The 25818-nt window shown below is 45.6% G+C and carries 23 protein-coding genes; 7 read left to right on the top strand and 16 right to left on the bottom strand.

Going from position 1 to position 25818, the window contains the following annotated elements:
• Positions 1-58: 58 nt before the first annotated feature.
• The 7 genes from ABH008_RS10840 to galU all read right to left on the bottom strand — a co-directional run bounded on the left by ABH008_RS10840 (position 59) and on the right by galU (position 5294).
• Complete coding sequence (locus ABH008_RS10840; protein ID WP_347989872.1) at positions 59-1111, bottom strand: PIG-L family deacetylase; 1053 nt, start codon at positions 1109-1111, stop codon at positions 59-61.
• Positions 1112-1259: 148 nt separating this feature from the next.
• Positions 1260-2024 carry a 3-deoxy-manno-octulosonate cytidylyltransferase gene (gene kdsB, locus ABH008_RS10835; protein WP_347989871.1) on the bottom strand — a complete coding sequence of 255 codons (765 nt, stop codon included), beginning with the start codon at positions 2022-2024 and terminating at the stop codon, positions 1260-1262.
• Positions 2021-2212 (bottom strand): Trm112 family protein, encoded by a 192-nt coding sequence (locus ABH008_RS10830; protein ID WP_347989870.1) that lies wholly within the window; start codon positions 2210-2212, stop codon positions 2021-2023. Before ABH008_RS10830 ends, kdsB begins: the two co-directional genes overlap by 4 nt.
• Complete coding sequence (gene lpxK / locus ABH008_RS10825) at positions 2205-3206, bottom strand: tetraacyldisaccharide 4'-kinase (RefSeq protein ID WP_347989869.1); 1002 nt, start codon at positions 3204-3206, stop codon at positions 2205-2207. The genes ABH008_RS10830 and lpxK overlap by 8 nt, the downstream gene beginning before the upstream one ends.
• Positions 3203-3637, bottom strand: a complete 435-nt coding sequence (locus ABH008_RS10820) for a biopolymer transporter ExbD (protein ID WP_347989868.1) — start codon at positions 3635-3637, stop codon at positions 3203-3205. Before ABH008_RS10820 ends, lpxK begins: the two co-directional genes overlap by 4 nt.
• Entirely contained in the window at positions 3637-4251 is a 615-nt protein-coding gene (locus tag ABH008_RS10815) for a MotA/TolQ/ExbB proton channel family protein (protein ID WP_347989867.1), read from the bottom strand. The genes ABH008_RS10820 and ABH008_RS10815 overlap by 1 nt, the downstream gene beginning before the upstream one ends.
• A gap of 161 nt (positions 4252-4412) precedes the next feature.
• On the bottom strand, positions 4413-5294 hold the full coding sequence (galU, locus tag ABH008_RS10810; protein ID WP_347989866.1) for a UTP--glucose-1-phosphate uridylyltransferase GalU: 882 nt from the start codon (positions 5292-5294) through the stop codon (positions 4413-4415).
• Between the two features lie 987 nt (positions 5295-6281).
• On the opposite strand from galU, the gene ABH008_RS10805 reads away from it, so the two are divergent.
• Positions 6282-7640, top strand: a complete 1359-nt coding sequence (locus ABH008_RS10805; protein WP_347989865.1) for a hypothetical protein — start codon at positions 6282-6284, stop codon at positions 7638-7640.
• A gap of 44 nt (positions 7641-7684) precedes the next feature.
• Here the strand turns inward: ABH008_RS10805 and ABH008_RS10800 are convergent, their stop codons facing one another.
• Positions 7685-8731: a hypothetical protein gene (locus ABH008_RS10800; protein ID WP_347989864.1), complete on the bottom strand. Its 1047-nt coding sequence runs from the start codon at positions 8729-8731 to the stop codon at positions 7685-7687.
• 200 nt (positions 8732-8931) lie between these two features.
• Between ABH008_RS10800 and ABH008_RS10795 the strand changes: the two genes are divergently transcribed.
• Both ABH008_RS10795 and soxY read left to right on the top strand, forming a co-directional pair.
• On the top strand, positions 8932-9453 hold the full coding sequence (locus ABH008_RS10795; protein WP_347989863.1) for a CinA family protein: 522 nt from the start codon (positions 8932-8934) through the stop codon (positions 9451-9453).
• Positions 9454-9458: 5 nt separating this feature from the next.
• Positions 9459-9905 (top strand): thiosulfate oxidation carrier protein SoxY, encoded by a 447-nt coding sequence (soxY, locus tag ABH008_RS10790; protein WP_347989862.1) that lies wholly within the window; start codon positions 9459-9461, stop codon positions 9903-9905.
• Between the two features lie 82 nt (positions 9906-9987).
• On the opposite strand, the gene ABH008_RS10785 is transcribed toward soxY, so the two are convergent.
• From ABH008_RS10785 to ABH008_RS10755, 7 genes are all read right to left on the bottom strand, one after another.
• A complete protein-coding gene (locus ABH008_RS10785; RefSeq protein WP_347989861.1) occupies positions 9988-11409 on the bottom strand; it encodes a dockerin type I domain-containing protein in 1422 nt (473 codons plus the stop codon).
• Between the two features lie 14 nt (positions 11410-11423).
• Entirely contained in the window at positions 11424-12071 is a 648-nt protein-coding gene (locus ABH008_RS10780; RefSeq protein ID WP_347989860.1) for a hypothetical protein, read from the bottom strand.
• 647 nt (positions 12072-12718) lie between these two features.
• Positions 12719-12934 (bottom strand): hypothetical protein, encoded by a 216-nt coding sequence (locus tag ABH008_RS10775; protein ID WP_347989859.1) that lies wholly within the window; start codon positions 12932-12934, stop codon positions 12719-12721.
• 78 nt (positions 12935-13012) lie between these two features.
• On the bottom strand, positions 13013-13438 hold the full coding sequence (locus ABH008_RS10770; RefSeq protein ID WP_347989858.1) for a hypothetical protein: 426 nt from the start codon (positions 13436-13438) through the stop codon (positions 13013-13015).
• Between the two features lie 28 nt (positions 13439-13466).
• Positions 13467-14531, bottom strand: a complete 1065-nt coding sequence (locus tag ABH008_RS10765; RefSeq protein WP_347989857.1) for a hypothetical protein — start codon at positions 14529-14531, stop codon at positions 13467-13469.
• Between the two features lie 9 nt (positions 14532-14540).
• Positions 14541-15923, bottom strand: a complete 1383-nt coding sequence (locus ABH008_RS10760; protein WP_347989856.1) for a sigma-54 dependent transcriptional regulator — start codon at positions 15921-15923, stop codon at positions 14541-14543.
• A gap of 4 nt (positions 15924-15927) precedes the next feature.
• Positions 15928-17700: a HAMP domain-containing sensor histidine kinase gene (locus ABH008_RS10755; protein WP_347989855.1), complete on the bottom strand. Its 1773-nt coding sequence runs from the start codon at positions 17698-17700 to the stop codon at positions 15928-15930.
• A gap of 700 nt (positions 17701-18400) precedes the next feature.
• Between ABH008_RS10755 and ABH008_RS10750 the strand changes: the two genes are divergently transcribed.
• The 4 genes from ABH008_RS10750 to ABH008_RS10735 all read left to right on the top strand — a co-directional run bounded on the left by ABH008_RS10750 (position 18401) and on the right by ABH008_RS10735 (position 24800).
• Positions 18401-19042, top strand: a complete 642-nt coding sequence (locus tag ABH008_RS10750) for a TetR/AcrR family transcriptional regulator (protein ID WP_347989854.1) — start codon at positions 18401-18403, stop codon at positions 19040-19042.
• Positions 19043-20116: an efflux RND transporter periplasmic adaptor subunit gene (locus tag ABH008_RS10745; protein ID WP_347989853.1), complete on the top strand. Its 1074-nt coding sequence runs from the start codon at positions 19043-19045 to the stop codon at positions 20114-20116. It begins immediately after the preceding gene.
• Positions 20113-23277 (top strand): efflux RND transporter permease subunit, encoded by a 3165-nt coding sequence (locus ABH008_RS10740; RefSeq protein WP_347989852.1) that lies wholly within the window; start codon positions 20113-20115, stop codon positions 23275-23277. Before ABH008_RS10745 ends, ABH008_RS10740 begins: the two co-directional genes overlap by 4 nt.
• A gap of 158 nt (positions 23278-23435) precedes the next feature.
• Positions 23436-24800: a TolC family outer membrane protein gene (locus tag ABH008_RS10735; RefSeq protein ID WP_347989851.1), complete on the top strand. Its 1365-nt coding sequence runs from the start codon at positions 23436-23438 to the stop codon at positions 24798-24800.
• 291 nt (positions 24801-25091) lie between these two features.
• Here ABH008_RS10735 and ABH008_RS10730 read toward each other — a convergent pair whose 3' ends face one another.
• On the bottom strand, positions 25092-25682 hold the full coding sequence (locus ABH008_RS10730) for a TIGR00730 family Rossman fold protein (RefSeq protein WP_347989850.1): 591 nt from the start codon (positions 25680-25682) through the stop codon (positions 25092-25094).
• Positions 25683-25818: the final 136 nt, after the last annotated feature.

Raw genomic sequence — 25818 nt, 5'->3', positions numbered from 1 at the left:
CATTCTCCGTGTGACCCCATTCTCCGTGTGACCCCATTCTCCGTGACCCCATTCTCCCCTACTCCCTAGCAATACGCCAACGGCTAACTGGATGCGAATCAAACTGTTTTCTGGCATGTTGCCATTGTTTCACTACATTCTCAATACCACGGCTATCGGCAACTTTAAACTCGGTAAAACACTCATTGCTGTGTACAAAGGCTTGTAGAAACGGACCCATGGCCTGTTGCTGGGTTTTGTATAATTGTAGGGCTTGTGATTTCAGTTTTACTTCAGGCTGATTAAGTGCTAAGCAACTGCGGCTATGACCACGCAAAGGTAAATCCTCCGGCAAAAACAGGGGTTGCTCGCTGTTATCAATGGCTTTATCGGCGCTTGATCCGGGTGGCCAGCCGTCTTGCCAGTGTATTAAATAGGCTAACAGGCGCGGTTCAGTGTGAGCGGTTTTGTTACTTTCTCGCCAGTCATCAACGGCCAACAGGGCAAACATTCCTAATCCGGCATGATCAGAATCATTTTCCATTACATCAGGAAATACGATAATGGTCGGCTTGGTGTCTTTTAGTATGGCTACCAGTTCGTTGCGTAAATCTTCACCATCCTGGGCTATGCCTTTATCTTCTGCGGCACGGTAAGGTACATGGTCAAAACCAGTAAAACCAGAGCGATCTGGATGACTACGCCGCCAATGCGAGACCAGCATGGCGTATACCGAACCATCGGAATAGCCTAACAAATCCAGATGAATAAAACCTTTACCTAACAGTTGCGCGGCATGCCGCGATTCATTCAGTCTATCTTCACCGTAATGAATAAAGTCGCTGGGTTTAAGATGTTGTTTGCCAGTGGCTTTTTGAATGGCTTCCACATAAGCATCGCCTGAAGTGACTACTACAGAACGTACCGATCCGCCCTGTGCCAGCACTTGCTGTATCAAGCCACCTGCGCTTAAGGTTTCGTCGTCTGGATGTGGGGCCAATACCAGTAATCGCTCGGCATGACCGACATTAAAATTGGCGGGTGTTTGGGCTTGGGCAACAGTAATGCAAAGCATTGCCAATATGACTGTCATGGTCAGTGTGATTAGCTTGCAAAAACGCGAAATTTTCATAAACAATCCTTGAATAGTGGCATCTGAGGGTGTTTTATGGTTAAAAAATAAGTTTGATTGGGTGTTGTTATTAATGCTCAGTTTGATTAGCTGTCTGCTGGGTTATGGCTGGTGCCTAACCCAGCCTACGCCATTGAGTTAATTAGGCTTATTTACTTAGCAAACGCGCGGTTACTCGCTGTAAATCGGCATCTGTGTCTACACCGGCTTCCGGTGTTTGTGCGACTATTTCCACGCGGATTTTTTCGCCATGCCATAGTATGCGCAGTTGTTCCAGGGCTTCCACGCTCTCTAGGGGTGAGCTGGACCAGCGGCAATAGCGTTGTAAAAAATCGACAGTATAGGCATACATACCAATATGCCGTAAGGCACCAAAGGGAGGCTGATTAGCGTAATGTTCTGGAAAGTTGGCGCGTTGCCAGGGGATGGGCGCTCGGCTAAAGTACAGCGCATAGCCGTTTTTATCCAGTACCACTTTCACGGCATTCGGGTTAAATACTTCTTCGCCACTGTCAATATGGGCGGCCAGTGTGGCTATGCCAGCCTGTGCATCACCGGCCAGTGCTTGCGCCACATCATGAATATAGGCTGGTGGAATCAAAGGTTCGTCGCCCTGCAGATTGACAACGATGGTGTGAGCATCCCAGCCTAACAGACTGGCAACTTCGGCAATACGCTCGGTGCCGGACTGATGTTGGGGAGACGTCATCACCACCTGAATACCTAAAGCACTGACGGTATCAAAAATACGCATATCGTCTGTGGCCACCACTACTTGTTCGGCCTGGGCTTCTAAAGCACGCTGACAGACATGCACTATCATAGGCTTGCCTGCAATGTCTAGCAGTGGCTTACCCGGTAAGCGGGTGGAGGCATATCGGGCCGGAATAACGACCTTAAAACCAGTACTCATTTGCGTAAGGCTTCACATTCATCAAAAGTTAAGCTGCGAGCTTCGTCTTCCAGCATCACCGGAATATCATCGCGAATCGGAAACGCCAGTCTATCCGCTTTACAAATTAATTCCTGCTGTTCTTTCGCATAAATTAAAGGGCTTTTGCACAAGGGGCAAGCCAATATATCGAGCAGTTTATTATCCATGAATTTTATCTTTAAGTGAGCTAAGTAAGGGGTCGGTAAACAGGGGCGACACGTCTGCAGTGATCGGTAAATACCAATGCTGGGCTTGTGCAAACGGTCGACATTTAACCGCATCTTTTTCGGTCATAATGATGGGTAGCGACTGTTTAAAGTTTAAATCAGACGCGCTGTAGGCGTAATGATCCGGGAAAGCATGCGGGGTAATTGTTAGTCCTGCCGCGCTTAATTGTTTAAAAAATCGAGCGGGATTACCAATGGCGGCTACAGCATGACAAGCCGTGTTGTTAAAAGCCGTTAAGGGTTTACGTTCGCCACTTAACAGGTTTACCAATTCGTCGCCTCGGCAGTATAAAGCGGTTTCATTCTCTTGCAGATCCTGACCACCATTGACCAGCACCCAATCCACTTTTTTAAGGCGTTCAGTGGGTTCGCGTAACGGGCCTGCTGGCAGGCAATAGCCATTGCCAAAGCGGCGTTCGCCATCGATGACCACTATTTCGAAATCGCGCTGTAAGGCATAATGCTGTAAACCATCATCGGAGATGATGACATTGCAGTCAAAATTTGCCAGCAAAAACTGGGCAGCTTCTACGCGTTTAGCCGCAATTACCACCGGACAGGCACAACGGCTGGCTAATAAAACCGCTTCATCACCCACCAACGCGGTATCGCTGTGCGCCGTAACAGTTTGTGCAATTTGATTAGCGGTGCCAGCATAGCCGCGACTAATAACGCCGGGTTTATAGCCTTGCTCAGTCAGTAATTCCACCAGTTTGATAACCAGTGGTGTTTTGCCGGTACCGCCTACGGTAATATTCCCGACAATAATCACCGGCACTGGTGAGCGCCAGGATTTCAATACGCCAATACGGTACAAAAAATGCCTAAAACGTATCACATCGACATACAGCATCGACAGCGGCATAATTGCGCTGGACAAGTACATCTCTTTGTACCAGGCATCTGTCAGCCATCTAACCAGCTTTGCTTTCATTGCGTTTCCGGCGGATTAATCGCAAAGGTAATATGGTGAAAACCAATTTGATTGGCAATATCCATGGCACTCACCACCGCCTGATGCGGGGTTTTACCATCGGCATTAATAATGAACGGCAAATGGCGGGAGGTATCGGCCATTTTGACTAATGCTGCTTTCAAGCCTTCCAGATTCTGATTTGGCAGCACTGTGACTTGTTCGGTATCGCTGCCCAGTGCATACACACCTTTGGCATCGATATACAGATTAATGGCTTTAGTGGTTTGCTGGATTTCACTGCCCTCTGCTTGCGGCAAATCGATCTTTAAATCTGAATGTTGCCGGAAAGTGGTAGCCATCATAAAGAAAAACAACAGCACCAGCAATACATCAATCATCGGTATTAGACCGATATCCACGGGCGCTCTTTTTTTACGGCGAAAATCCATCAGGCTTCCTCTCTATCGCCCTGCATAATATCAATCAGACGCAGTGATTCCTCTTCCATGTGCAACACATGGTCATCTACCAAACGTTCGAAATAGCGATGAAAAAACAGACTGGGAATCGCCACGGTTAACCCTGAAGCGGTACAAATTAATGCTTCTGAAATACCGCCACTTAAAATGGATGGATCGCCCATACCGCCTACGGCAATATCGGAGAACACGCGGATAATACCATCCACTGTACCCAGCAAACCGATTAATGGCGTAATGGTGGCGATACTGCCCAGTGCATTCAGATAATATTCCAGCTCGTGAGCGACTTGCCTGCCCACTTCTTCGATACTGGTTTTCATCATTTCCCGGCCATGCTTATGATTTTGCATACCGGCAGCCAGCACCCTACCCAAGGGTGAGCTTTGTTTAATGCGGCGAATGGCTCCCGCATCCAGTTTATTTTCACGCTGTAATTGCCAAATATAAGGCACCAGATCGGGTGGCAGAATGCGTTTGCGCTGCAAAGACCACATCCGCTCTACAATAATTGCCAGTGCCGCAATTGAAGCCAGAATGATGGGAGCCATCATCCATCCACCATTTTTGATAATATCAAACACCTAACTGTTCCCCAACTTGGATTTAGTAATCACAATTTTAACCTAAGCGCAGCTATTTTGCAGAGTAGAAGTCTACACTGACAATACGGCTTGCTGGTTTGATGCGGTTCGCTGGCGCTTACCGCATCCTACACGATAGTCTAATTACGCTGAGTTGTTGCTTAAATTTTAGCCACTCGCTGTTTCAGATAGGCTGCAAATTCGTTTTTAATTTCGTCGTGCAGCAAGCCATATTCCACATTGGCTAATAAGAAACCAAATTTGGAGCCGCAATCATAACGATTGCCTTCAAATTCAAATGAATATACTTTCTCGTCGTTCATTAAGGCGGCGATGGCATCAGTTAGCTGAATTTCACCACCTGCGCCTCGGCCAGTTGTCTCGATTTTTTCGAAGATGGCCGGGGTTAAAATATAGCGGCCTACCACAGCAATATTAGAAGGTGCCACTTCGGGTTTTGGCTTTTCCACGATAGATTTTAATTGCCCTACCCCAGGTGCCGTTACGGTGTGTTCAACAATACCGTATTTATGCGTTTCTTTGGGATCGACCTGTTCTACGCCCAAAATACTGCTCTGAGTGCTGGCAAATAAATCGACCATTTGTTTTAAGCAACCGCGACTGCCATCTTCGATCAAATCATCAGGCAAAATGACTGCGAACGGTTCATTGCCCACGACCGGTTTGGCGCAATGCACAGCATGCCCTAAACCCAATGCCTCAGATTGTCTTACAAATACGCAAGACACATGCGGAGGTAATAAATTACGCAGCATTTTTAATAATTCGGTTTTACCATTTTTTTCCAGTTCTTTTTCCAGCTCATAGGATTTATCAAAATGATCGGGAATTGAGTTTTTATTGCGCCCGGTTACAAAAATCATGGTATCAATACCCGCTGCAATAGCCTCTTCCACAGCGTACTGTATTAAGGGTTTATCAACAATCGGCAACATCTCTTTGGCAACTGCCTTGGTTGCTGGTAAAGAACGGGTACCCAGTCCTGCGACCGGAAAAACGGCTTTAGTAATTTTTTGGCTCATAGTAACTCTTGTGTGTTGATGAAGCGGCTATTAAAGGTAACAAAAAAGGAGAACATCGAAAAACCCGCCTTTAAACGCGCAGGTTTTTTGAGGTTCTCAACACTGTAGCTTAACGGTAAATAAATAATCTATACACCACCCTGCAACGTAATTTTTAATGTTTTAAATCAATTATCTACAGAAAGTGAAGCGCAGCTATTGCGATTAACGCTCCAGTTGCCATGGACACATCCTTTAAAAATTGAGCTTTACACTGAATAGAAAGGCTCTATTTTAAACATAGTCAGCAAACCAGCAAAATACTAACTGCTTAATTGTCAGAAAAATTAAACAACCCCGCCAAGCAACTAGATAAATCCAGCCTAGAAAAGCGGCATGCTGATTATTATAGCGAGTATCTTGCAAAATACAGTCATGCCTAAACTTAAAAGTTTAGGCACTATGCACGCCTGTAGAGGAAGAGCCGATGCCAAAAGTCGCATTGATCGTGATAGCTGCGCTACACTTTGTTCAGCACCGCCAATAGTCCATTGATTTTAATTACAAAAAATTCATTGCCAATTAATAAAGTTGAAAAGCAAGTCAACATGGCTACACCCTTATTTTCTATTCCTGTAAGGTAAAATTTGCCGCGTATTGATGGCTTAATTACAGCACCAACCACTCGCTTTAAAACAGCTGACCTGCCCGCTGCAAAATGCCGCACTTTACAATCAGTGTTTAACAAGGTAACTTTAGCCACAGAAAAAAATACATCATGTGATTTCGGCCGTTGTAACCTGTCAGCTCACACTGTGATTGAAAGCAGTGACTGACTTGCTTATGTAAAGCGGATTGTTGGGTATAGGTTAGCACCTAACCCAAGCTGCGTTATTGAATCTAATTAATTGTTCTTTAAGAAAGTAATCCTATTAAGAGTAGTACAACTCTTAGCATGATGACCGACTATTGAATCGCGCCACTTAATGACCCAACCTTCAGTAAACCATGAATATTTCCATTATCCAACGCCTTATCCAATTACTGGCAGACGCATTTTTTGCCTTGTCAGTAAAATCGGGACCCATGGAAATTGAAAAACTGGCTATTTTGATCCATCAAGCCATGGATCACAATCGACGTATTTACCATACCTCGGCGCATATTTTTGAACTGTGTGAAGGTATGCAAGCCCGACAAGTTTTGGCCGCGTTGTTTCACGACATTGTTTATCAGCAATTAGATTGCAGTTTCCCTTGGCTGGCACAAAATATAGTCGATAACATTGGTAAAATAGAAAACAACACGCTGCAACTAAATGCATCCCCAGCAAAAGAATGGGATATTAAACTGTGTATGGCGGTATTTGGTTACCAACCCGCAGCAAGTATCAGTTTAAACCACGGCGCCAATGAATTTTTAAGCGCTATTTTCGCCGCCCGTCAATTGCAAAAGCTGTTATCAGCACAAGATTTACTGGCGATTACGGCTTGCATAGAAGCCACCATCCCCTTTCGCGGTACGGATGCGGACGGTTTGAGCTATCCCCTGCAATTGGCAGAACGGGTACAAACAGCAGCTAGCTTACTAGACATTCATTTAGATGATGTGCAACTATCCACACTGGTTACGGAAGCGATTACTTTGGCAAACCGTGATGTAGCGAACTTTGCACACCCAGACCCCAGTCATTTTTTGGCTACCACCTGGCAACTGCTGGAAGAAGCTAACATCGTATTGAGCAAACCCAAATCCTATACCATTCAAGCCTATCGCAACAGCTTGCTGGGCATGGAAAGGTTCTTGACCACCCTAAATCCGGCTTTGGTATTTCACAGTTATCAAAATACTCCCAATCCAGAGCAACTGCTGGCCATGCAACAGGCGGCGCAGCACAATATCCAGTTTGCCAACCTGTATCTGGGTGTCAAAATTACGGGTATTGCCGTGATTGAAGCGCTGGCCTTATTAACCGGTGGCGATTGCGCCATCGCCGAATTTCTGGGCGATCCGTTCGCGAAAAGAAACCAACAAACGCATGCTTGTCAGTTTATACCCCACATAGCAGTCTGCCAGCCTGTTGATGAGGCATTATTGCAGGTTTTGGATAGTGGGCGCAGCCAACCCTGTGATTATGATTTAAATGAATCGCCGTTTAGTGCCTATCTGTGTCGCATTCTGGGGCAAACGCAGGTGATGGCACTTAGCCAGCATGCCAGACAATTCTTTATCGGCACCTTAGATTCGCAAGCATTTTTAAACCTGCTGCCACAGCAAGTGATACACACTATTGCCAGCGCCTGCGCAAATGTTATGCTTAGCCGCGCACCGGCATTGCTGGCATTAACCACAGACTTTACTCAATAAGTGACTCTAGGTACTAATGTAGGAAGTGGCAAGCGCTGGCGAAATTATTTTGCAAACACAATATAGCGTCGCAACGGCGAACCCGCCGCCCATACAAATGCTTCGGTGTAATAATGCATCAAAGCCAGATAGCCAATCACGCCCAAAGTGACTGCTTTATAGATTTGCGTTGCGAATAAGGTTTGCGTAATAAAATTAACCGCTTCATCACCATAAACCTGTAACACATAGGTTAATAAAAACGATAACAACGGTAGCACCACGGCCACGGGTACATGACAGGCACTGGTAAAACGCAACAGAAAATTATCCGCCTGTTGCCGATGCCGATTCACATCGTGACTGACATAAAAACTATAGGCAGTGACATCATGTACTAATCTTGGAATTAAAATTGCCAGAAAGTAATACTGCTGCGCATACAAATACCAGCTGCTGATAACCAGCAAACTATTTGCCCACAAAAAATACAGCCCCATACCACGCGGTACTTTAGACTGACAACGCCAGGTACTTACCACTAAAGCCAATGTTAAAGCGCTGGCAAGCCTTAACACCCAGACAGCTTGTTCTGCGTCCAAAGTATTTTTAAGGAAAATGCCCAGATAAATAAAAATACCGGCACTGACGCTTAAGCCTAACTGCCAGTAAAACTCGGCACTGGGTAAACGGCACACGGCTTTGGCTACTCCATGCTGTTGCCGTAACACATGGTAAACCGTCCAGCAAGCCGTCAACACATACAACCAGGTATAGGGTATAAATAAGCTGCCGATACCAAAAAACACTATAATAAACGCTGTCATACCCAGCAATTTATACTTAAAGGCCGCTAGATAATCGCTATGCGTAGCCAGTAATACATTACTGGCGATAATGTGCGGCGTACCAAATAATACTTGAAACAACATAAAATGACTGGGACTACTGGGCAGCATATCGCGTAAAGTAAAGTGTAAGGCAAACTGGTCGATTAGCTGTAACAGTAAACAAAGCGGCACGATGCCATACAAACTTAACAAAAACCGAAAAGACACCGCCATAGATGAGCGGGCGGGCGGGCTGGAAACATCGAGACTGGCTGCTGACATAGTGTCACCTTTGTTATTATTTTAGGTCAGGATAGTAAGCACTATTTTAACGGGCAACGCCAAAAACGAAAGCGATAATCTCTATTCAGCTTGTTTTTTTAAATCAATAGGCTGTAGGATGATGTACTGAACGAAGCGTTGCGCATTTGTCGCGATGGCTGCTACTCCTGACGTTGGCTCCTATATAATCTTAAATTACGATGCATACTGCACTGATTGAAAGCTTAAAACCGCTGCTGATACAGCAAAAACTGCACGTTGCCGCGGCCGAAAGTATCACCTGCGGCATGCTGCAAAGCGCGTTAGGCTCTATCAGTGGTAGTTCCGAGTATTTAGAAGGCGGCTTAACCGCCTATAATCTGCAACAGAAATTCAGTTTGCTGCATATAGACTATCAACATGCGCAAAGTGTTAATTGTGTGTCGCAACAAGTAGCCGAGCAAATGGCCGAACAAGTGTGTTTATTATTTGCCTGCGATATTGGCTTGGCCACTACCGGCTATGCCGAACCCAATAAAGCACATCACATCGCCATACCAGAGGCGTATATTGCTATCTGTCATCGGCATAAACTGGAAATTAGCTGTGTACACAATGCCTATGTCACCGGAAAAGACTTGAACCGCAAACAGATGCAAGCCTATGTCACGCAGCGTATCTTACAAGCATTGCTGGATTATTTAACACATCGTAATCACATTATAACCATGCATCAATACTGACTATCATGCCGCGCCGACTGTTTCTAAAACAATGTATGCTTACCGTGTTGGGCTGGTGTGCCAGCAAATCTGCAGTTAGCGCCTGGGATGCTGGTCGTTTTAGTGCCTCGCCCTATACAGACATTTTGCATCAACTGGTTAAGCAGCAAACACTTATAGACAGTAACGACATGCAAATCAGCCTGCCAGACATTGCCGAAAACGGTGCCGTTGTCCCTATCAGCATTCGTAGTGATTTGGATAATATTCAACAGATTTACGTACTGGTAGAAAAAAACCCCACGCCACTGGCCGCCCAATTTAGTTTGTCTGCGCGTGTTGCCGTGCAAATCAACGCTCGTATCAAAATGGCGGAAAGCTGCAATGTTGTGGTGATTGCCCAGCAAGGTGATCGCTACTTACGTAGCCAGCAATGGGTTAAAGTTAGTGTGGGTGGTTGCGGAACCGGCTAAGCTTTCCGCAACCCGACACCCGTATGTCAGTGCATGACATACGGGCGATGTAACGAAGAAAAGTCCTGTTTTATCAGTACCCTTATTTGCTAGGTCCTGGCGCACCGTTGCCTGGACTAACCGCCGTACCTGGGGTTAGCAAATAGGCTTTTAAAATGGCAAGATCGCTGAAGTTAACTTTACCATCGCCGTTTAAATCCGCATTAGCAGCAGCATTATTGGCATTATCGTTAAAGCCTGTTTTCAGAAAACTGGCTTTCAGCAACGTAAAGTCTTTCAAATCCACGACATGATCGTTGTTTAGGTCTGGGTCGCAAATATTGCCAAAGCCATCGCCGTCGGTATCGCGTTGATTGGTATTGGCTTTGTGCGTGCAGTTATCGGTTATATCCAGAACGGTATCACTATCCACATCGACAATATTAACCGCTGCCATTTGCGCACCGATGTAATCGCCTAAGCCGCCATTAGGCGCATCACCCACCACAGCTTCGTGGGTTTCTGGATCGTAATAATCTAAAACGGTTTGACCGGGGTTATCTTTGAATTTGTAAAACTCATAACGGCGTGTAACCGATTCGCTGTTATTAGCCATTGCTTTACCGCCAGAGTTACCGGTCAGATCAGACACTGAGTAAGTAGCGCCGGCACCATTAGCTATACCGGTGGGCGTAAGGGCTTGCATGACTACCCAATTCACTTCGGTTTCGCCAGGTTGATTAGGCACATCAGGATCGTCGGTCAATAAATGTTTCAGTTCTGCCGATTTAGGCGCTTCTGTTACATACACTTTAACCCAAATAGCATCACTAAAATCGTAGGTGCTACTGACATTTTGCAAGGCCGGTGGGGTTTGAATCACAGGTTGAACCACCGGTGGCAGCGGCTTTGGTGGTGGCACTGGCGGTACAGGTTGTGGTTGAACATTCCAGATAGGTGCTGGAATACTGGCTGGCACAGGCGAACCGTTTACTGAATAATAGGCCAGACTACCTGGATTAACCGGGTCCGCGATCAACCAACGGTAAACGGTGTTGGTTGGCGTACCCAGTACACCAATACCAAAATGTTCGCAGCCTTCACCCGGATAACTGGCACCACTGCCCCCTGTCCAGCAAAAATGGCCAGCAGTCTGCATGGTGGGATTAACCGCTTTGGGCGTGGTTTGTAACCAGGCTTTTTTTACTGAGTCGTATTGGCTTTCATAACGGACTTTAACGCCTTTTTTTCCACCTGTAGCGGTATCGTCAAAGTCGATTAAACGTGGCGTGCCGTATTGAATATATGGCGCACTAAAAGTATATGTCACCTGTTTGCTGGTAACATCGTCCAGTTCGATTTCAAAACCGTGACAATCATCACCGGTGTCGTTGATGGCATCAAAATTACTAAGCGAACCAAAGCTGGCAGCCGCATGTACCGGACTGGCAGCCCAGCACAACATTAAAGCCAAAGATAAGCGCGTGGTGGTTGCCACTAAACTATGTTTTTTAAGTTTCATCATTTTCTCCTGTTGGCTTAAATGCTGTGTTTAGCAGTGGTCGCCTGCATACGGCGCGCACGTACCAACAAGGCACCCATGCCACTGATTAATAAATACACGGAGTCTAATTCCGGTACAGCGCTGGTGACTTGCACAACCGCACCGGTGTAGGTGTAAAGCAGTTGTTGCGCTGGATTTCCGGTATCAACAAAACCACCGGCATTGGCGTTATCATTCAGGGTTAAATAATAATTACCGACATGGTTAGTATGAAAAACCAGCGTACCAATGGTTACAGAGCCTGAAGTGGGTAAGCCATCTAAGCTGCCAAAGGCAATGCCATCCAGATGATCGCTTGTTGAAGTGGGTGCGAAACTAAAAAAATTAGTATCATTGGCAGGCAAGGTTGGATTGTAAGTGAACGATGCGAAACTTAAACCGTTGCCGTTCGTAAAGGTATGGGTGGGGACTGCGCTGGAATAATCACCGTACCAAACATTCAAACCGCCGCCCAAAGACACGTCAGAAAAGTTGTATATCAAGTTAAACGACACATCCGTTCCCACAGATACGCTTGGAGTGGCTGGGCTTAGCGAAATGTCATTGGCATAGGCAACGCCGCTACCCAAAGAACACAGCATAATAGTGGCTAATAACTTAGCTTTGACGGGCTGAAAACACATACGGAACACTCCATTATTGTCATAAATGCTTATTAATAAACAAGAAACATGCCACGCTTTATTCTTATGAAATATAAGGGTATTTAAAGGTTAGAGCTAGCCATTTCATACCATTTTTGCAGTCATGCCTCTAAAAAGCATGAAAAAATGGTATGAATGCAATGAACGATTACAAAACGATAGAATATGGTGAGCGATGGAGAAACACATCTGTGACCACCTACAGGTTTATGATGACGTAGTATTGAACAATTAGTTAATGACGGTAAATTACAGCTTGATGGTGCGCGAAGTGGCACCCGTTATTTTCTCCTATAGTTTGGTTCAAAAGCGGGTCTATCGACCAAGCCTGAGCTAAACTAATGCGCTATACGATAGGCATATCGCTGCGACACTTTGTAAAATAAATACTTTTTGTTTGGCTCACTCTCAGAACTTGAGCCAAACTTTTCTACCTAAACGACAATTTAAGACAATATTCGCGCCCAGCTTAGTTGGATGTGGTGTGGCACGAACCGCACCTTAATGCCTTAATCGACGTCATCAATCTCAAAATAAAAACACGACAAACAATTCTGCTGTATCTGGTTGTGATAATGCATGTGGTTGGGTGTAAATTGTTGCGGTTCGCTGGCGCTCACCACAACCTACGCGGCGTGTCTGTTGGTATTTTGTGCGTAGGGTGTGGTGAGGCACGAACCGCAGCATAAAGCCTTATTCGATGTCGTCAATTTCAAAATATAACCATGATTATCAATAGGGAGCGTGGTGGTCTGTTTGTTTTTAAGGTTGGTGGTTAGCTGCTTATAGGCTTGGTGGGTTAGGATGCGCGGATAGGGTTTCAATGCTTGAAGGTTATACATTTTGCGCATCTAACCCACCCTTGCAGCCTATCGTTAGCAAAAATGATTGATTTGCGCCCATTTAAGCACCCTACAGCTTTAATTTTTTGATGATAGCGAAATTACTTTCAAAACCTTAACTCTATCATCCACGCTATGCAGCCACACATAGCCTATGGCACCAGGGGTTATGGTCACGAAGCGCAGTACCGCTTCTTCTGAGGCTAATACTTCAGGTGGCATGATGCCTTGAAAGTATTGTTCATTCCAGTAACTTTCCTGATCGTCGGGCAATTTATTGAATAAGGTTAAGGAAAATGCTTTGCGTAGTTCATTGGCAGAGGGCAAATTAATGGGAATCCAGCGCCGTCCATTACTATCCAGCATCAATTTGCGTAAATACACCCATTTTAATTGATCCAGCGTGACGCTGTTCAGCTCATTGCTACGTTGGGTGATGATGGCAAGTGCTTCGTCTGCCAGACAATTGCGGCTATAGCCAGCCACACCCCATAGGAAAATCATAAAGATCAAGTGTCGTAAAAAAAGCATATTAAAACAACACAGAAAACGAGGCAAACAGGCCATCAGCTGCCAGTTGCCGATTGTTAACACCGGTTCGGTATTCCAATTTAAAGATCAATGGCGCTTGTGGTCGATAGGCTAGACCCATAACACCCACCTGCCCTAAGGTTTGTGCGTTCAGCCTATCAAAAAACTCGTAGCGGCCAATAGCATAGATATTCCCGACGATGGGATTGACGCCTTGAATATAACCTTCCCAGTTATTTTGGTTACTCAATGCCGTGCTGTTGCGATACACGATTTCGCTATTCAGGGTGAAATGCGCATAGGTCCAGGCCAAATCCAAGCCAGTTAGATGATTTCTGATACTGGCATTTCCCAGTAAGGCATAATCAGCATACGATAAGCCGATCTGTAGGGCATCATTGGCGTGATAGCGTAAGCGTAATCCTTGCGCATTATCAAACACCGGACTCTCAGAAATGATACGGGTTGGATCAAGTGCAGAACTGTAATCACTATAAACCGAATAGTCCAGATAGCGCTTACCCAGCGTCACGGTGCCTTGCAACATTAAGCCAGTTGCATAATCTGCAAATAAATGCGTGGTTGCTACCGGACGCGAGGTCGTCCACACCAGCGGGTCGACATGTATCAAATTCCACTGCCCAACAGGCGTTAAAATTTTCCCCACTCTAAGGCTTAAGCTATCGGCAACCAGATAATCAAAGTATAAACGTTCCATATGCACGTTAACACTGTCACCATTTAGAACTTGGCTGCCACCCACCTGTAATATATTTTCTGCCTCGGTTTCTGAGAAAAATCGCAGCTTAGAACCACTATCCCAAGACACAAACAGACTGAGGCTGCTCAGTGTAAATGAGGCGGGGTTTTTTCCCAAGCCTTCTACATGGCTACTGCTATAGCCACCCAAGCTTAAACCGCTATCACCCAAGGCATAACCACGGCCTAATTGGTAAGGGCTATCCGCAGCCCAAAGCGGTTGTGCTAAACCTGCTGCCAATAAAAACCCCCATAAACTGATTGCCATCCTTAGCGCAAATAGGGGCAGGCCTAATTTCGTTGACAAAGATGACTCCTAGGTTTTGTCCAGATCGCTGTGGTATTTTTTAAGTTTATACCAAAGTGTACGCTCACTGATTTTTAACTGGCGTGCCGCTTTGGCTTTATTACCATCCGCATTGTGTAAAGCCTGGTTAATCATGCGCACCTCTAAACTGGCCACAGACGCTTCCAAATCGGCACGTCTGTCGTTATTTGCAGTCTCCGGGGTTTGATCGCTTTGACGCTGTTTAGGAATTAATTCGTGAGGCAAATGCTCTGTACCTATCTCACCGTTCCGACTTAAAACCACTGCTCTTTCGATAATATTTTTAAGTTCTCTCACATTACCAGGCCAGGCATAGGCGCTTAAAATTTTAGCGGCGGCGGCTGACAGACTTAGTGCTTGACAGCCTAATTGTTTACGGAAATGTTCGATAAAATTATTGGCCAATAGCAAAATATCATAATCGCGCTCACGCAGTGGCGGCAGGCTAATATTAAACACGTTTAAGCGATAAAAGACATCTTCTCTTAAATGCTTTTCTGCCACGGCCAGCCGGGGATCACGATTGGTGGCGGCAATGAAACGAATATCCACGTCAAAGCTGCGATTGCTGCCCAAGCGCTCTACGCAGTTTTCCTGTAATACCCGCAATAGTTTGGCTTGGATTTCCAGGGGCATTTCGGTAATTTCATCCAGAAACAAAGTCCCCTGATGTGCATATTCAAATTTACCGATTCTATCTTTGTTGGCCCCGGTAAAGGCACCGCGTACATATCCGAACAGTTCGCTTTCAAACATGCTAACCGGAATGGCGGCACAATTAAGCGCGACAAACAAACCTTTACGCCCGGAATATTGGTGAATGGCACGTGCTACGAGTTCTTTACCGGTACCCGTTTCGCCGGAAATTAACACACTGGCTTTTGTGGGAGCCACTTGACGGATTAATTGATGAATAGCCTGCATGGGCTGACTATGCCCCACCAGTTCATCCCAGCCATCTTTAAGTTGATCGCGCAAAAACAGGTTTTCTTGTTTTAAGCGCGAGGTTTCTAGCGCCTTATGCACTACCATTTCAATTTGTTCGATATCCAGCGGACGCATAATAAAATCAAAGGCGCCCGATTTCATAGCAGACACTGCACTTTCAACGGTACCATGAGCCGTAACCACGATCACCGGAATATCATTATTTTCGGCACGTAAGGCAGCCAGCAGTTGCAAGCCATCCATGTGCGGCATTTTTAAATCGGTAATTAACAGGTTGATCGAGTTTTTACGAATAATGTCCAGTGCTTCCTGACCGTTGGCGGCCACAGAAACTTGGTAACCCAATTTGCTTATCAGGATTTCCAGCATTCTGCGGCCATTTTTTTCATCGTCAGCAATACACACATGTGAACCTTGCAACATATAGTTAGTCCTGCCTAATTGGCAATTGTATTGTAAAACAGGCTCCGCCTAAACAACTGGCAGACACACTAATTTTGCCATGATGCGCCAGCACGATTTGCCGGGTAACGGTTAAGCCTAAGCCGATACCACCCTCGCGTTTCGAAAAAAACGGTTCGAATAACTGTTGAAAATCATCCTTATTAATACCCGGTCCAGTATCAGCAATGTCTATACAGATAAAATGCAGAATAGACCGGGTGCGTATGTGTATTAAGCCACCAGCGGGTAAAATTTGTATGGCATTCAGCAATAAGTTTAAAAAAACCTGTGTGAGCATTTCAGCATCGCAATCAAGCTGTGCTGAGTTAATCAACCATTGTTTTTCTATTTGAATGTGTTTGTTTTCGGCCTGTATTGACAGCAGCTCAATGGTATGTTCAATAATGTCATGCACATTGTTTTCCAGCATCAACGGCTCTCTGGGACGTGAGCAGTCCAACAAGGTATTCATCAGTTTTTTCAGGCGCGCACTTTCATCTAAAATAAATTGCGACATTTCCTTGCCCTCTGCACTCAAAGAGGATTCTCTTTGCAACCATTGCGCCGAGGTGGAAATGATACCCAGCGGGGTACGAATCTCATGCGCCATAATGGCTGACATTTCCCCCACTACCGCGAGTTTTGCGGTTTGAATAAGTTGTTCTCTGGATTGTTGCAACTCATGTAACACTTCCAAAAAAGTGCTGGCTAATTCCTGAATTTCGACCGCGCCTTTCAGTAAGGGTGGTAAGCGCTTATCGATAAGGCGCACATCACGCACCCATTGCGTTAAAGATAACAAGGGTTTGGCAATATAGCCGGATAGCCAGTGCGAAGCAGATAGCGCCAATAACAGGGTTAACACAATCACCAACACAAACAGGATCAGTAACGAGCGTACCGGCAAAAAGGCATCATCAACGCGTTGAAATACCAGAATAGACCAGCCCATTTGCATATAGCTTAAATAGCCAGCGGAGTTGGCATAGCCCACCAAGACCGGCGAGTCAACAATCGGATTGCCATCATGTACCAGTAAGGACTGGTTTTGTTTGGGTTTCCAGTCCGCAAACATCATGCTGGATAATACTTGCGCATTTCTTAGGTTTGCCGATGCGGCAATGGCTCTGCCGCTACCATCCAGTAATACGATATAGCGTTCACCAATATTGAAGTGCATGGCCTGATCAAGCAAATTGTAAAGCTGTTGCATATCAAACAAGCCAAATAACTGCCCAATTTCGCTAGCGCTATACCTATCGTTTACCGGCGCACGTATCACCAGCTTGGCATTTTGGTAAGGCGGTGGTGGAAAGCTTAAATCTTCTATAAACACTTCGCCCAACGGTACGTCCACCTTAAGTTCCGGTGCAGAGTGTTGGTAGACATGACCAATTTGTGCGGCGCGACTGGCGGCAATGACTTTATTTTGAGTATCGATATAAAACAGGTTTTGATACATGCCTTTGTAGCGATATTCCATATCACTTAAAAATTGCGAAAGTCTTTTATCAATATCACCTATGCGCGCTTCCTGCATAATATCCAGATGCGACCATGAATGTACATTTTGCATGCATTCAAACAATACGATATCCACTTCCTGCATTAACATGACCGCATCGCTATTCAAATTGCGGCTGATTTCAGTTTCTATGGTATTTCTGGAGGAAAAAAACAACACGGCCAACAACGGCAAGGCAATCAGCGATGATAGCAAGACAAAGGAAATCAGAATAATGCGGCGTATGGGCATGTAAAGGCAACGATAAGTGGCTAAATATAACTATAAAAAGCAATTGTTTGACTCACCTAACTTTGCAGAGTAATCAACTAGGATATTTATTAAGCACAATTTATGCCACTATCTATGTTATTGATAAATAATTATCTTGCGGTGTTTAGGACCACATTCAACTCATAAAGCCTGCAAAATTGGTATGCTTTAGTTTATCAGCATTGGGTAAACTGCGTTAATCGTCGCCATTAATCTCAATATGAAACCTTAACTCTCAATTGTGTTGTATTGGGTATTGATAATGTAGGTTGTTGGATGGGAATTGTTGCGGTTCGCTGGCGCTCACCACAACCTACGCGGCGTGTCTGTTGGCATTTGGTGCCTAGGGTGTGGTGAGTTTACGAACCGCACCGTGAAGCCTTAATCGATGTTTTTAATCTCAAAATAAAACCGTAACTCTCAATTATGCTGTATTGGGTTTTGATTATGTAGGTTGTTGGGTGGAAATTGTTGCGGTTCGCTGGCGCTCACCACAACCTACGCGATATACAGCTATCGCCTTTGATGCCCAAGGTTATTTTCAATCCTCACCACAAGCTACGCGATACATAGCTTGATAATGCCCTAAAAATATTTTTGAATCGGCACATAAAATTCGTTTACATTTTTAGTTAACAGTGTTAACTTAACACCGTTAACTAAAAATTTATATTTAATTATGGCTCCAAAAATTAAATCAAACCAAGACCGTGAACATTTGCGCAAGCAAATTTTGGATGCTGCGCGCAGCTTATTTGTTGAGCGTGGTATTGAGGCGGTTTCTATGCGCGAAATTGCCAAAAAAATTAATTATTCAGCGACTACGCTGTATAACCACTTTGCGGATAAAGACGCTTTGTTACAAGCTGTGTGCGATAACGATTTTTTAGCACTGACCGGGGATATGCAAAAAATTACGCAAATCCCCGATTTAATAGAACGCTTAAAAGCGTTTTTACTGGGCTATGCACACTTTGCCTTACAGTATCCGAATCATTATCGGCTCATGTTTATGACGCCGCGTCCCAATTGTGATCCTGACACCAGTGCTATAGAAAAAGGTAATGCTGAACAGGATGGTTATGCACTCATACAACAATTAGTACAGGCGGTATTTGCGGCGGATTTATTCAGAGCCGATATTAGCGATTGCGAATTACTTGTGCAAACCCTGTGGGCAGGAATGCACGGTGTTTGCTCTATCGAAATTACCCTAGGAAAAGACCAGTGGGTCGAGTGGACCACTATTGAAGAACGTTTAAATTTAATGCTAAACGTTATGTTGCGCGGCTTGTTACGTTACCCAGACAGGATTTCATAAATGCGAAAACAATTATTAATCATACCGACCTTAAGCTTATTAATTGCTTGTGACAAACCCGTAGAAGCGCCACCGCCACCACGCCCAGCTCTAGTGATGGTGGTGTCTGCCACCACCTCTGATAATGCTATGCGCTTAGTGGGCGAAGTATTACCACGCTATGAGTCTATACAAAGTTTTCGTATTCCCGGCAAAATTGTCGAACGTAAAGTGGAAATCGGCACGCGGGTTAGTAAAGGCCAAACCCTGGCACGCCTGGATGCCGTTGATACTCAATTAAGTGCAGCGGCAGCGATTGCGGAAGTTACCTCGGCAGAAGCCAGTCAAGCCCTGGCACAGGCGGAAGTATTGCGCCAACGCCAGTTATTCGACAAACAGTTTATCTCTGCTTCTGCGCTGGATGTTAAAGAAGCCGATCTTAAATCCGCTAACGCGCGCTTGGCACAACTTAAAGCGCAAGCCAAGGTATCGGATAATCGCACCGAATACAATACTTTAACGGCAGATAGAAACGGTGTTGTCACCTTTATACAGGCCGAACCGGGGCAAGTGATTGCAGCGGGCGAAGCGGTTGCGCGGATTGCCGATACCAGCCATATTGATGTATTGGTCAGCGTGCCGGAATCGCGTATGGCTGAAGTTAAACTACAAGCGCCCGTGCAATTACAACTGTGGGCAGATAAACAAAAAATCTATCCGGGCGTAGTGCGTGAAATCTCGCCGCTAGCAGATGCCGTTACGCGCACCTTTAATGTGCGAATCACCCTGCAAGATGCCGATGCATTTGTTAACTTGGGCATGACGGTTGGCGTCAGGTTTCCACAATCCGGTGCTAATGAAAGCGGCTTATTAATTCCCAGCTCTGCCTTAACCGCAGTCAATGGCAAAGAGAGTGTGTGGATTATCGACGAGAATAACCGCGCGCAGCCGCGTGAGGTGGATGCCGGCGCATTTCGCGAAGATGGCGTACTTATTCGCAGTGGTTTAAAAGCGGGCGAAACCATTGCTATTGCTGGTGTACATACCTTGAATAAAGATCAAGTGGTTCGTAAAATCATTGAGGCAAAACCATGAGCGGACCGCAACTAGAACACCCCGACTCAGACGTTCCCGAAACTTTTAATTTAAGCTATTGGGCGTTACAACATCAAACTCTGGTGCTGTATTTTATTCTGGTATTTACCCTGGCAGGCTTGATCACCTATACCAAGCTGGGGCAATCTGAAGACCCCTCCTTCACTTTTAAAGTGATGCTGGTGCGTGCCACCTGGCCGGGAGCCAGCGCACAGGAAATGGCAGAGCAAGTGACGGATAAGCTGGAAAAGAAAATTCAGGAACTGCCGCATTTAGATACCACGCGCAGTTTTTCCAGACCCGGTGAAACCATGATTTTTGTCACCATCAAGGACGATACCGAGTCTGATGCGATACCGGAACTGTGGTATCAGGTGCGCAAAAAACTCGGCGATATTCGCCACACTTTGCCGCAACAACTGGAAAGCCTGACCTTTAACGATGAATTTAGCGATGTTTACGGCATTATGTATGCCTTAACCGGCGATGGTTTTGATAACGCTGCGCTCAAAATTCAGGCCGATTTAATCCGTAACGAACTGCTAAAAGTAAAAGATGTTGCTAAAGTGGAGTTTTTTGGCGAACAAAAACAACGTTTGTTTATCGAATTGTCCAATGCCAAACTGGTCACCTTAGGCATCAGCACACAGGATTTAATCAAAACTTTACAAGCGCAAAATACCATTGCGGCGGGCGGCACTTATGATTCTGCGGAAGAACGTATCCGCATTGCCGTGTCTGGACGTTATACCGATTTAGACGATCTGCGCGAGTTACGCTTGCGTTCCAATAAACGCGATTTTCGCTTAGGCGATGTGGCGCGCATTTATCGCGGCTATGAAGATCCACCGCACGACCGCGTACGCTATCAAGGTAAAGAAACTTTGCTGCTGGGTATCAGCATGGTGGATGGTGGTGATGTGATTGAATTGGGCGTAGCGCTGGATAAAGCCATCGCCCGCATTAAACAAAATATGTTAGTGGGCTTGGAACTGAATACGGTTACCTCGCAACCTAAAATTGTAGAACATTCGGTACACGATTTTGTGCAATCACTCAGCGAAGCACTGGTCATCGTACTGGGTATCAGCTTAATTTCCTTAGGCTTACGCACGGGTATTGTGGTTGCCATTACCATACCCGTGGTATTAGCCTGTACCTTTCTGGTGATGGAACGATTGCATATCGGTCTGCATAAAATCTCGCTGGGCGCTTTAATCCTTGCTCTGGGTTTGCTAGTGGACGATGCCATTATTGCTGTAGAAATGATGTCCGCAAAAATGGAACAAGGCTGGAGCCGCATCCGCGCCGCTTCGTTTGCCTACACGTCGACCGCCATGCCCATGTTAACCGGAACCTTGGTGACAGTGGCCGGCTTTTTGCCCATCGCCACCGCCGCCTCTTCAACAGGTGAATACACGCGTTCCATTTTTCAGGTAACGGCCATTGCTCTATTAATATCCTGGTTTGCGGCGGTAATTTTTGTACCCTATTTAGGCTACCATCTATTACCCGATTACAGCCAGGCTCCGCAACAGTCTAAACTGGGCAACTGGTTCAGAGCGCTGTTAAAACTGAAACCCAAGGTTGCGGAAATACATCATCACGATATTTACAACACGGGTTTTTATCAAATATTCCGGCGAGTAGTTACCCTATGTGTACGTTACCGTAAAACCGTGATTGCCATTACCTTGCTGATGTTTGCTTTATCTATCTATGGCTTTGGTAAAGTGCAGCAACAGTTCTTTCCTGACTCTACGCGTCTGGAGTTAATTGTGGATTTACGCATGGCAGAAAATGCCTCGTATGCCGCGACAGATACCCAGATTAAAAAACTGGAACTGTGGTTAAAAAACTGGAATCAGCAGCATCAGGGTATTGATAATTCGGTGGCTTATATCGGTAATGGTGCGCCACGTTTTTATTTGCCGCTGGATATCCAATTGGCACATCGTGGATTTGGGCAATTTATTATTTTAACCAACACCATTGCAGATCGCGAAGCCTTGCGTAAGGATTTATTAGACTTATTTGCTAACGATTTCCCTGCCTTACGCGCCTCGGTATTGCGTCTGGAAAATGGCCCGCCGGTAGGGTTTCCGGTGCAATTTCGGGTGAATGGCAACAACATTCCGTTAATCCGTGACATTGCGCACCAGATTGCAGACATCATGCGCGGCAATACTAATCTGGTAAATGTGCAATTGGATTGGGATGCGCCTAGTAAAGTCATCAAAATCGATATTGATCAAAGTAAAGCGCGTTTGTTAGGGGTTAGCTCTGTCGATATTGCCACGGTGTTAAATGGCGGTATACAGGAGTTTTATATTACCGAATTCCGCGAAGGTATAGAGCGCATTGATCTGGTGGCACGTGGCCCGGAAGCGCAACGTAAAAGTTTGTCCAATATCCAAAACTTGATGATCAACACCCAATCAGGCGTCGGCGTACCCTTAGCGCAAATTGCTAACATTCGTTACGAATTTGAAGACGGTGTTATTTGGCGACGTAATCGCATCCCTTCCATTATCGTGCGTGCCAATATCACAGGCGATATACAAGCGCCGGTGGTGTCTAATCAGGTGGAAGAAAAACTGGTTGCGCTTAAACAGCAATTACCGATGGGTATCAGTATTGAAACCGGTGGTGCAGTGGAGGAATCAGCCAAAGGCGGTGCCTCGGTAGCGGCGGGTTTTCCTTTATTTTTATTGGTGGTGTTAACCATACTGATGTTTCAACTGCAAAACTTTTCCAGGGTGGCCATGGTGGTGCTAACCGCGCCGCTGGGTTTGATTGGTATTACCCTGGCATTATTAGTGTTTGATAGACCTTTTGGCTTTGTGGCCATGCTGGGTGCTATTGCGCTATCCGGCATGATAATGCGTAACTCGGTTATTTTGGTGGATCAAATCGACCAGGACCGTGCCGCCGGGGTTGAAGCATGGGAAGCCATAGTCGATTCCACCATACGCCGTTTTCGTCCCATTATACTCACCGCATCCGCGTCCATTCTAGCTATGATACCGCTCACAGCCAGTAGCTTTTTTGGCCCCATGGCAACGGTGATTATGGGGGGGTTAACCATAGCCACGCTGTTAACAGTATTGTTTTTACCGGCTTTGTATGCGGCTTGGTTTCGGGTACAGGTACCGGATTAATCGTAGGATGGGTTGGATGCGCATCAATCGCGACAGATGGCGCCTCGTGACCTCGGCACATATATAGCTGCTTTCCATTAGGGTAACTTTTTTGGTTTTCCAGTTTCTGGATATTTGTACTCATATTTTTTGACTGTCATATAGGTTTTTAACTCGATATGCTTAAACAACTACTCATTATTCCAGCCTTTTTGGCTACTGTATCGTTGTGGGCAAGCTCTGTCTGTGCGGCCCCCAAACCCCAATCACTATTAGATATTTATAATCTGGCTTTACAGCATGACCAGAATTTAGCTTCAGCATTAAGTGCTAATCAAGCCGCACAAGAACTGATAGAACAGGGTAAAGCCTTGTATCGTCCGTCGGTGTCGTTCAATGCCAGTACCAATGCTTCGCGGATAAATATTCATTATCAGGGCAATAATCTGCCCTTCCCTAGCGGTTCACGTTCCTATGAAGGTTATCAATACGGCTTCGAAGCCCGCCAACCCTTGTTCCGCATGCAAAATCTGGTACAAATGCAACAACTGCATACTCAGGTTAACCAAGCCGACAAGCAATTACATTTAAGCCAGCAAAACCTGCTGTTGCGCAGTACCGAAAATTATTTTGCGGTGCTGTTAGCGCAAGATAAACTGAATTTGATTCTGGCGCAAAAAGCCGCCATTGTCAGGCAGTTGGACGAAGCCAAATCGCGTTTCGATGTGGGCAGCGCCACTATTACCGATGCTAACGAAGCGCAGGCCAGATATGATTTAATTGTTGCCCAGGAAATTGCCCAACAAGCTGCCGTGGAAATTGCCAAACGCACTGTACAGGAAATGACTGGCGAACCTCTGCAAACCCTGGCTAAGGTGAAAGCCAATCTCACGCCCAATACCTTAAGCCAAAACCTTAACCAGTGGTTAGAAGTGGCGGCCGACAATAATTTAAACATCCAAATTCAGCAAGATATGGCTAAATATGCTGAGCAGGAAATAGACCGTAATCAAGCCGAACATCTACCCACTTTAGATGCCGTAGCCAACTATACCGAAACCTATGCCAATGGCAGTAGCTATGGTTTTGGTAGTGATTTAAGCAGTGGCGTCATTGGTGTGCAATTACAAGTACCTTTGTATCAGGGTGGTGCTACCAGCTCACGCGTCAGACAAGCCAGCATCAATAAACAAAAAGCCCTGGATGATGTAAGTCAGGCACGTCGCCATACCGAACTTGAAACACAGCGTGCCTATTTAAATTTAACCACCAGCATTGCGCAAGTAGCCGCCTACAGCCAAGCCTTAGTCAGCAGCCAAAGCCAGTTAGATTCTACCCACATCAGCTATGGTGCGGGTATACGCACCAGCGTTGAATACCTTAATGCTCAGCAACAACTCTTTTCCGCAAAACGCGATTTACTGGAAGCCCGTTACCAGTATTTAATGAATATCGTACGCTTAAAAAATATTGCTGGCATTATTAATGAAGAAGATATAGCTGATATTAACCAGCAGTTGGAGGTAGAGGTCGCGGCCGAATAAACAGACGCCCCGCGTAGGTTGTGGTGAGTGCCAGCGAACCGCAACAATTTGTACCCAACCACATGCATTATCACAATCCAAATTTGGCAATTGTTTGTTGTGGTTTTGTTTTGAGATGGATGGCGGCGGTTAGGGCTTTATGGTGCGGTTCGTGCCTCACCACACCCTACGACTGTTGTATACCCGCGTAGGTTGTGGTGAGTGCCAGCGAACCGCAACAATTTGCACCCAACCACATTGAGGATCACAACGCTAGGTAGTGGTTAGTACCCGTTAACCACTCTAAAGAAATTAAATCTCGGCTTCGTCCACCCAGCGCCTGACTGCTGGTGGCTGATAACGCATAAAACGCTCTAACAGCACATCTGCGTGTTCTTCAACCATTAGCAGAGCATGATGCTGTGCTTTTACAAACTGCTCGGCCATGACGTGTTCTAAAAATGTGTTCAACCCGTCGTAGTAACCTGCCACATTTAATAAACCACAAGGTTTGCTATGCATGCCCAGTTGCGCCCATGTCCAGATTTCAAACAATTCTTCCAGGGTACCTATACCGCCCGGCAATGCAATAAACGCATCGGCTAACTGCGCCATTTTTAATTTACGCTCGTGCATGGATTGGGTAATATGCAATTCTGTCAGATTGGCATGTATCACTTCCTTATGTGCCAATGCTTTTGGAATTACCCCCACCACTGTGCCCCCCAATCGTAAGACTTCATCGGCCACGCTGCCCATTAACCCAATACTGGCACCGCCATACACCAGGCGTATGTTGCGACTGACTAAACTGGCTGCCAGCTGTAGTGCCGCTTCTGTATAAACAGGTAATCGTCCCGAACTGGAACCACAATAAACACACAGACTGGTGATAGCAGACATAATGAAACTCAGCAAAAGTAACGACAATACTCAGTAAATTGCAAGCTTGCCAGGGTAAGGTTAAAACAAGCTTCAATACAAATACAGTTATAGTCTAACATCATTAGCGATTACGACTAGTTGTTAAACGTAACCT

Origin of the sequence: Methylomonas sp. AM2-LC, assembly GCF_039904985.1 — a bacterium.
GTDB lineage: Bacteria > Pseudomonadota > Gammaproteobacteria > Methylococcales > Methylomonadaceae > Methylomonas.
This window is presented reverse-complemented; position numbering and strand designations above follow the sequence as displayed.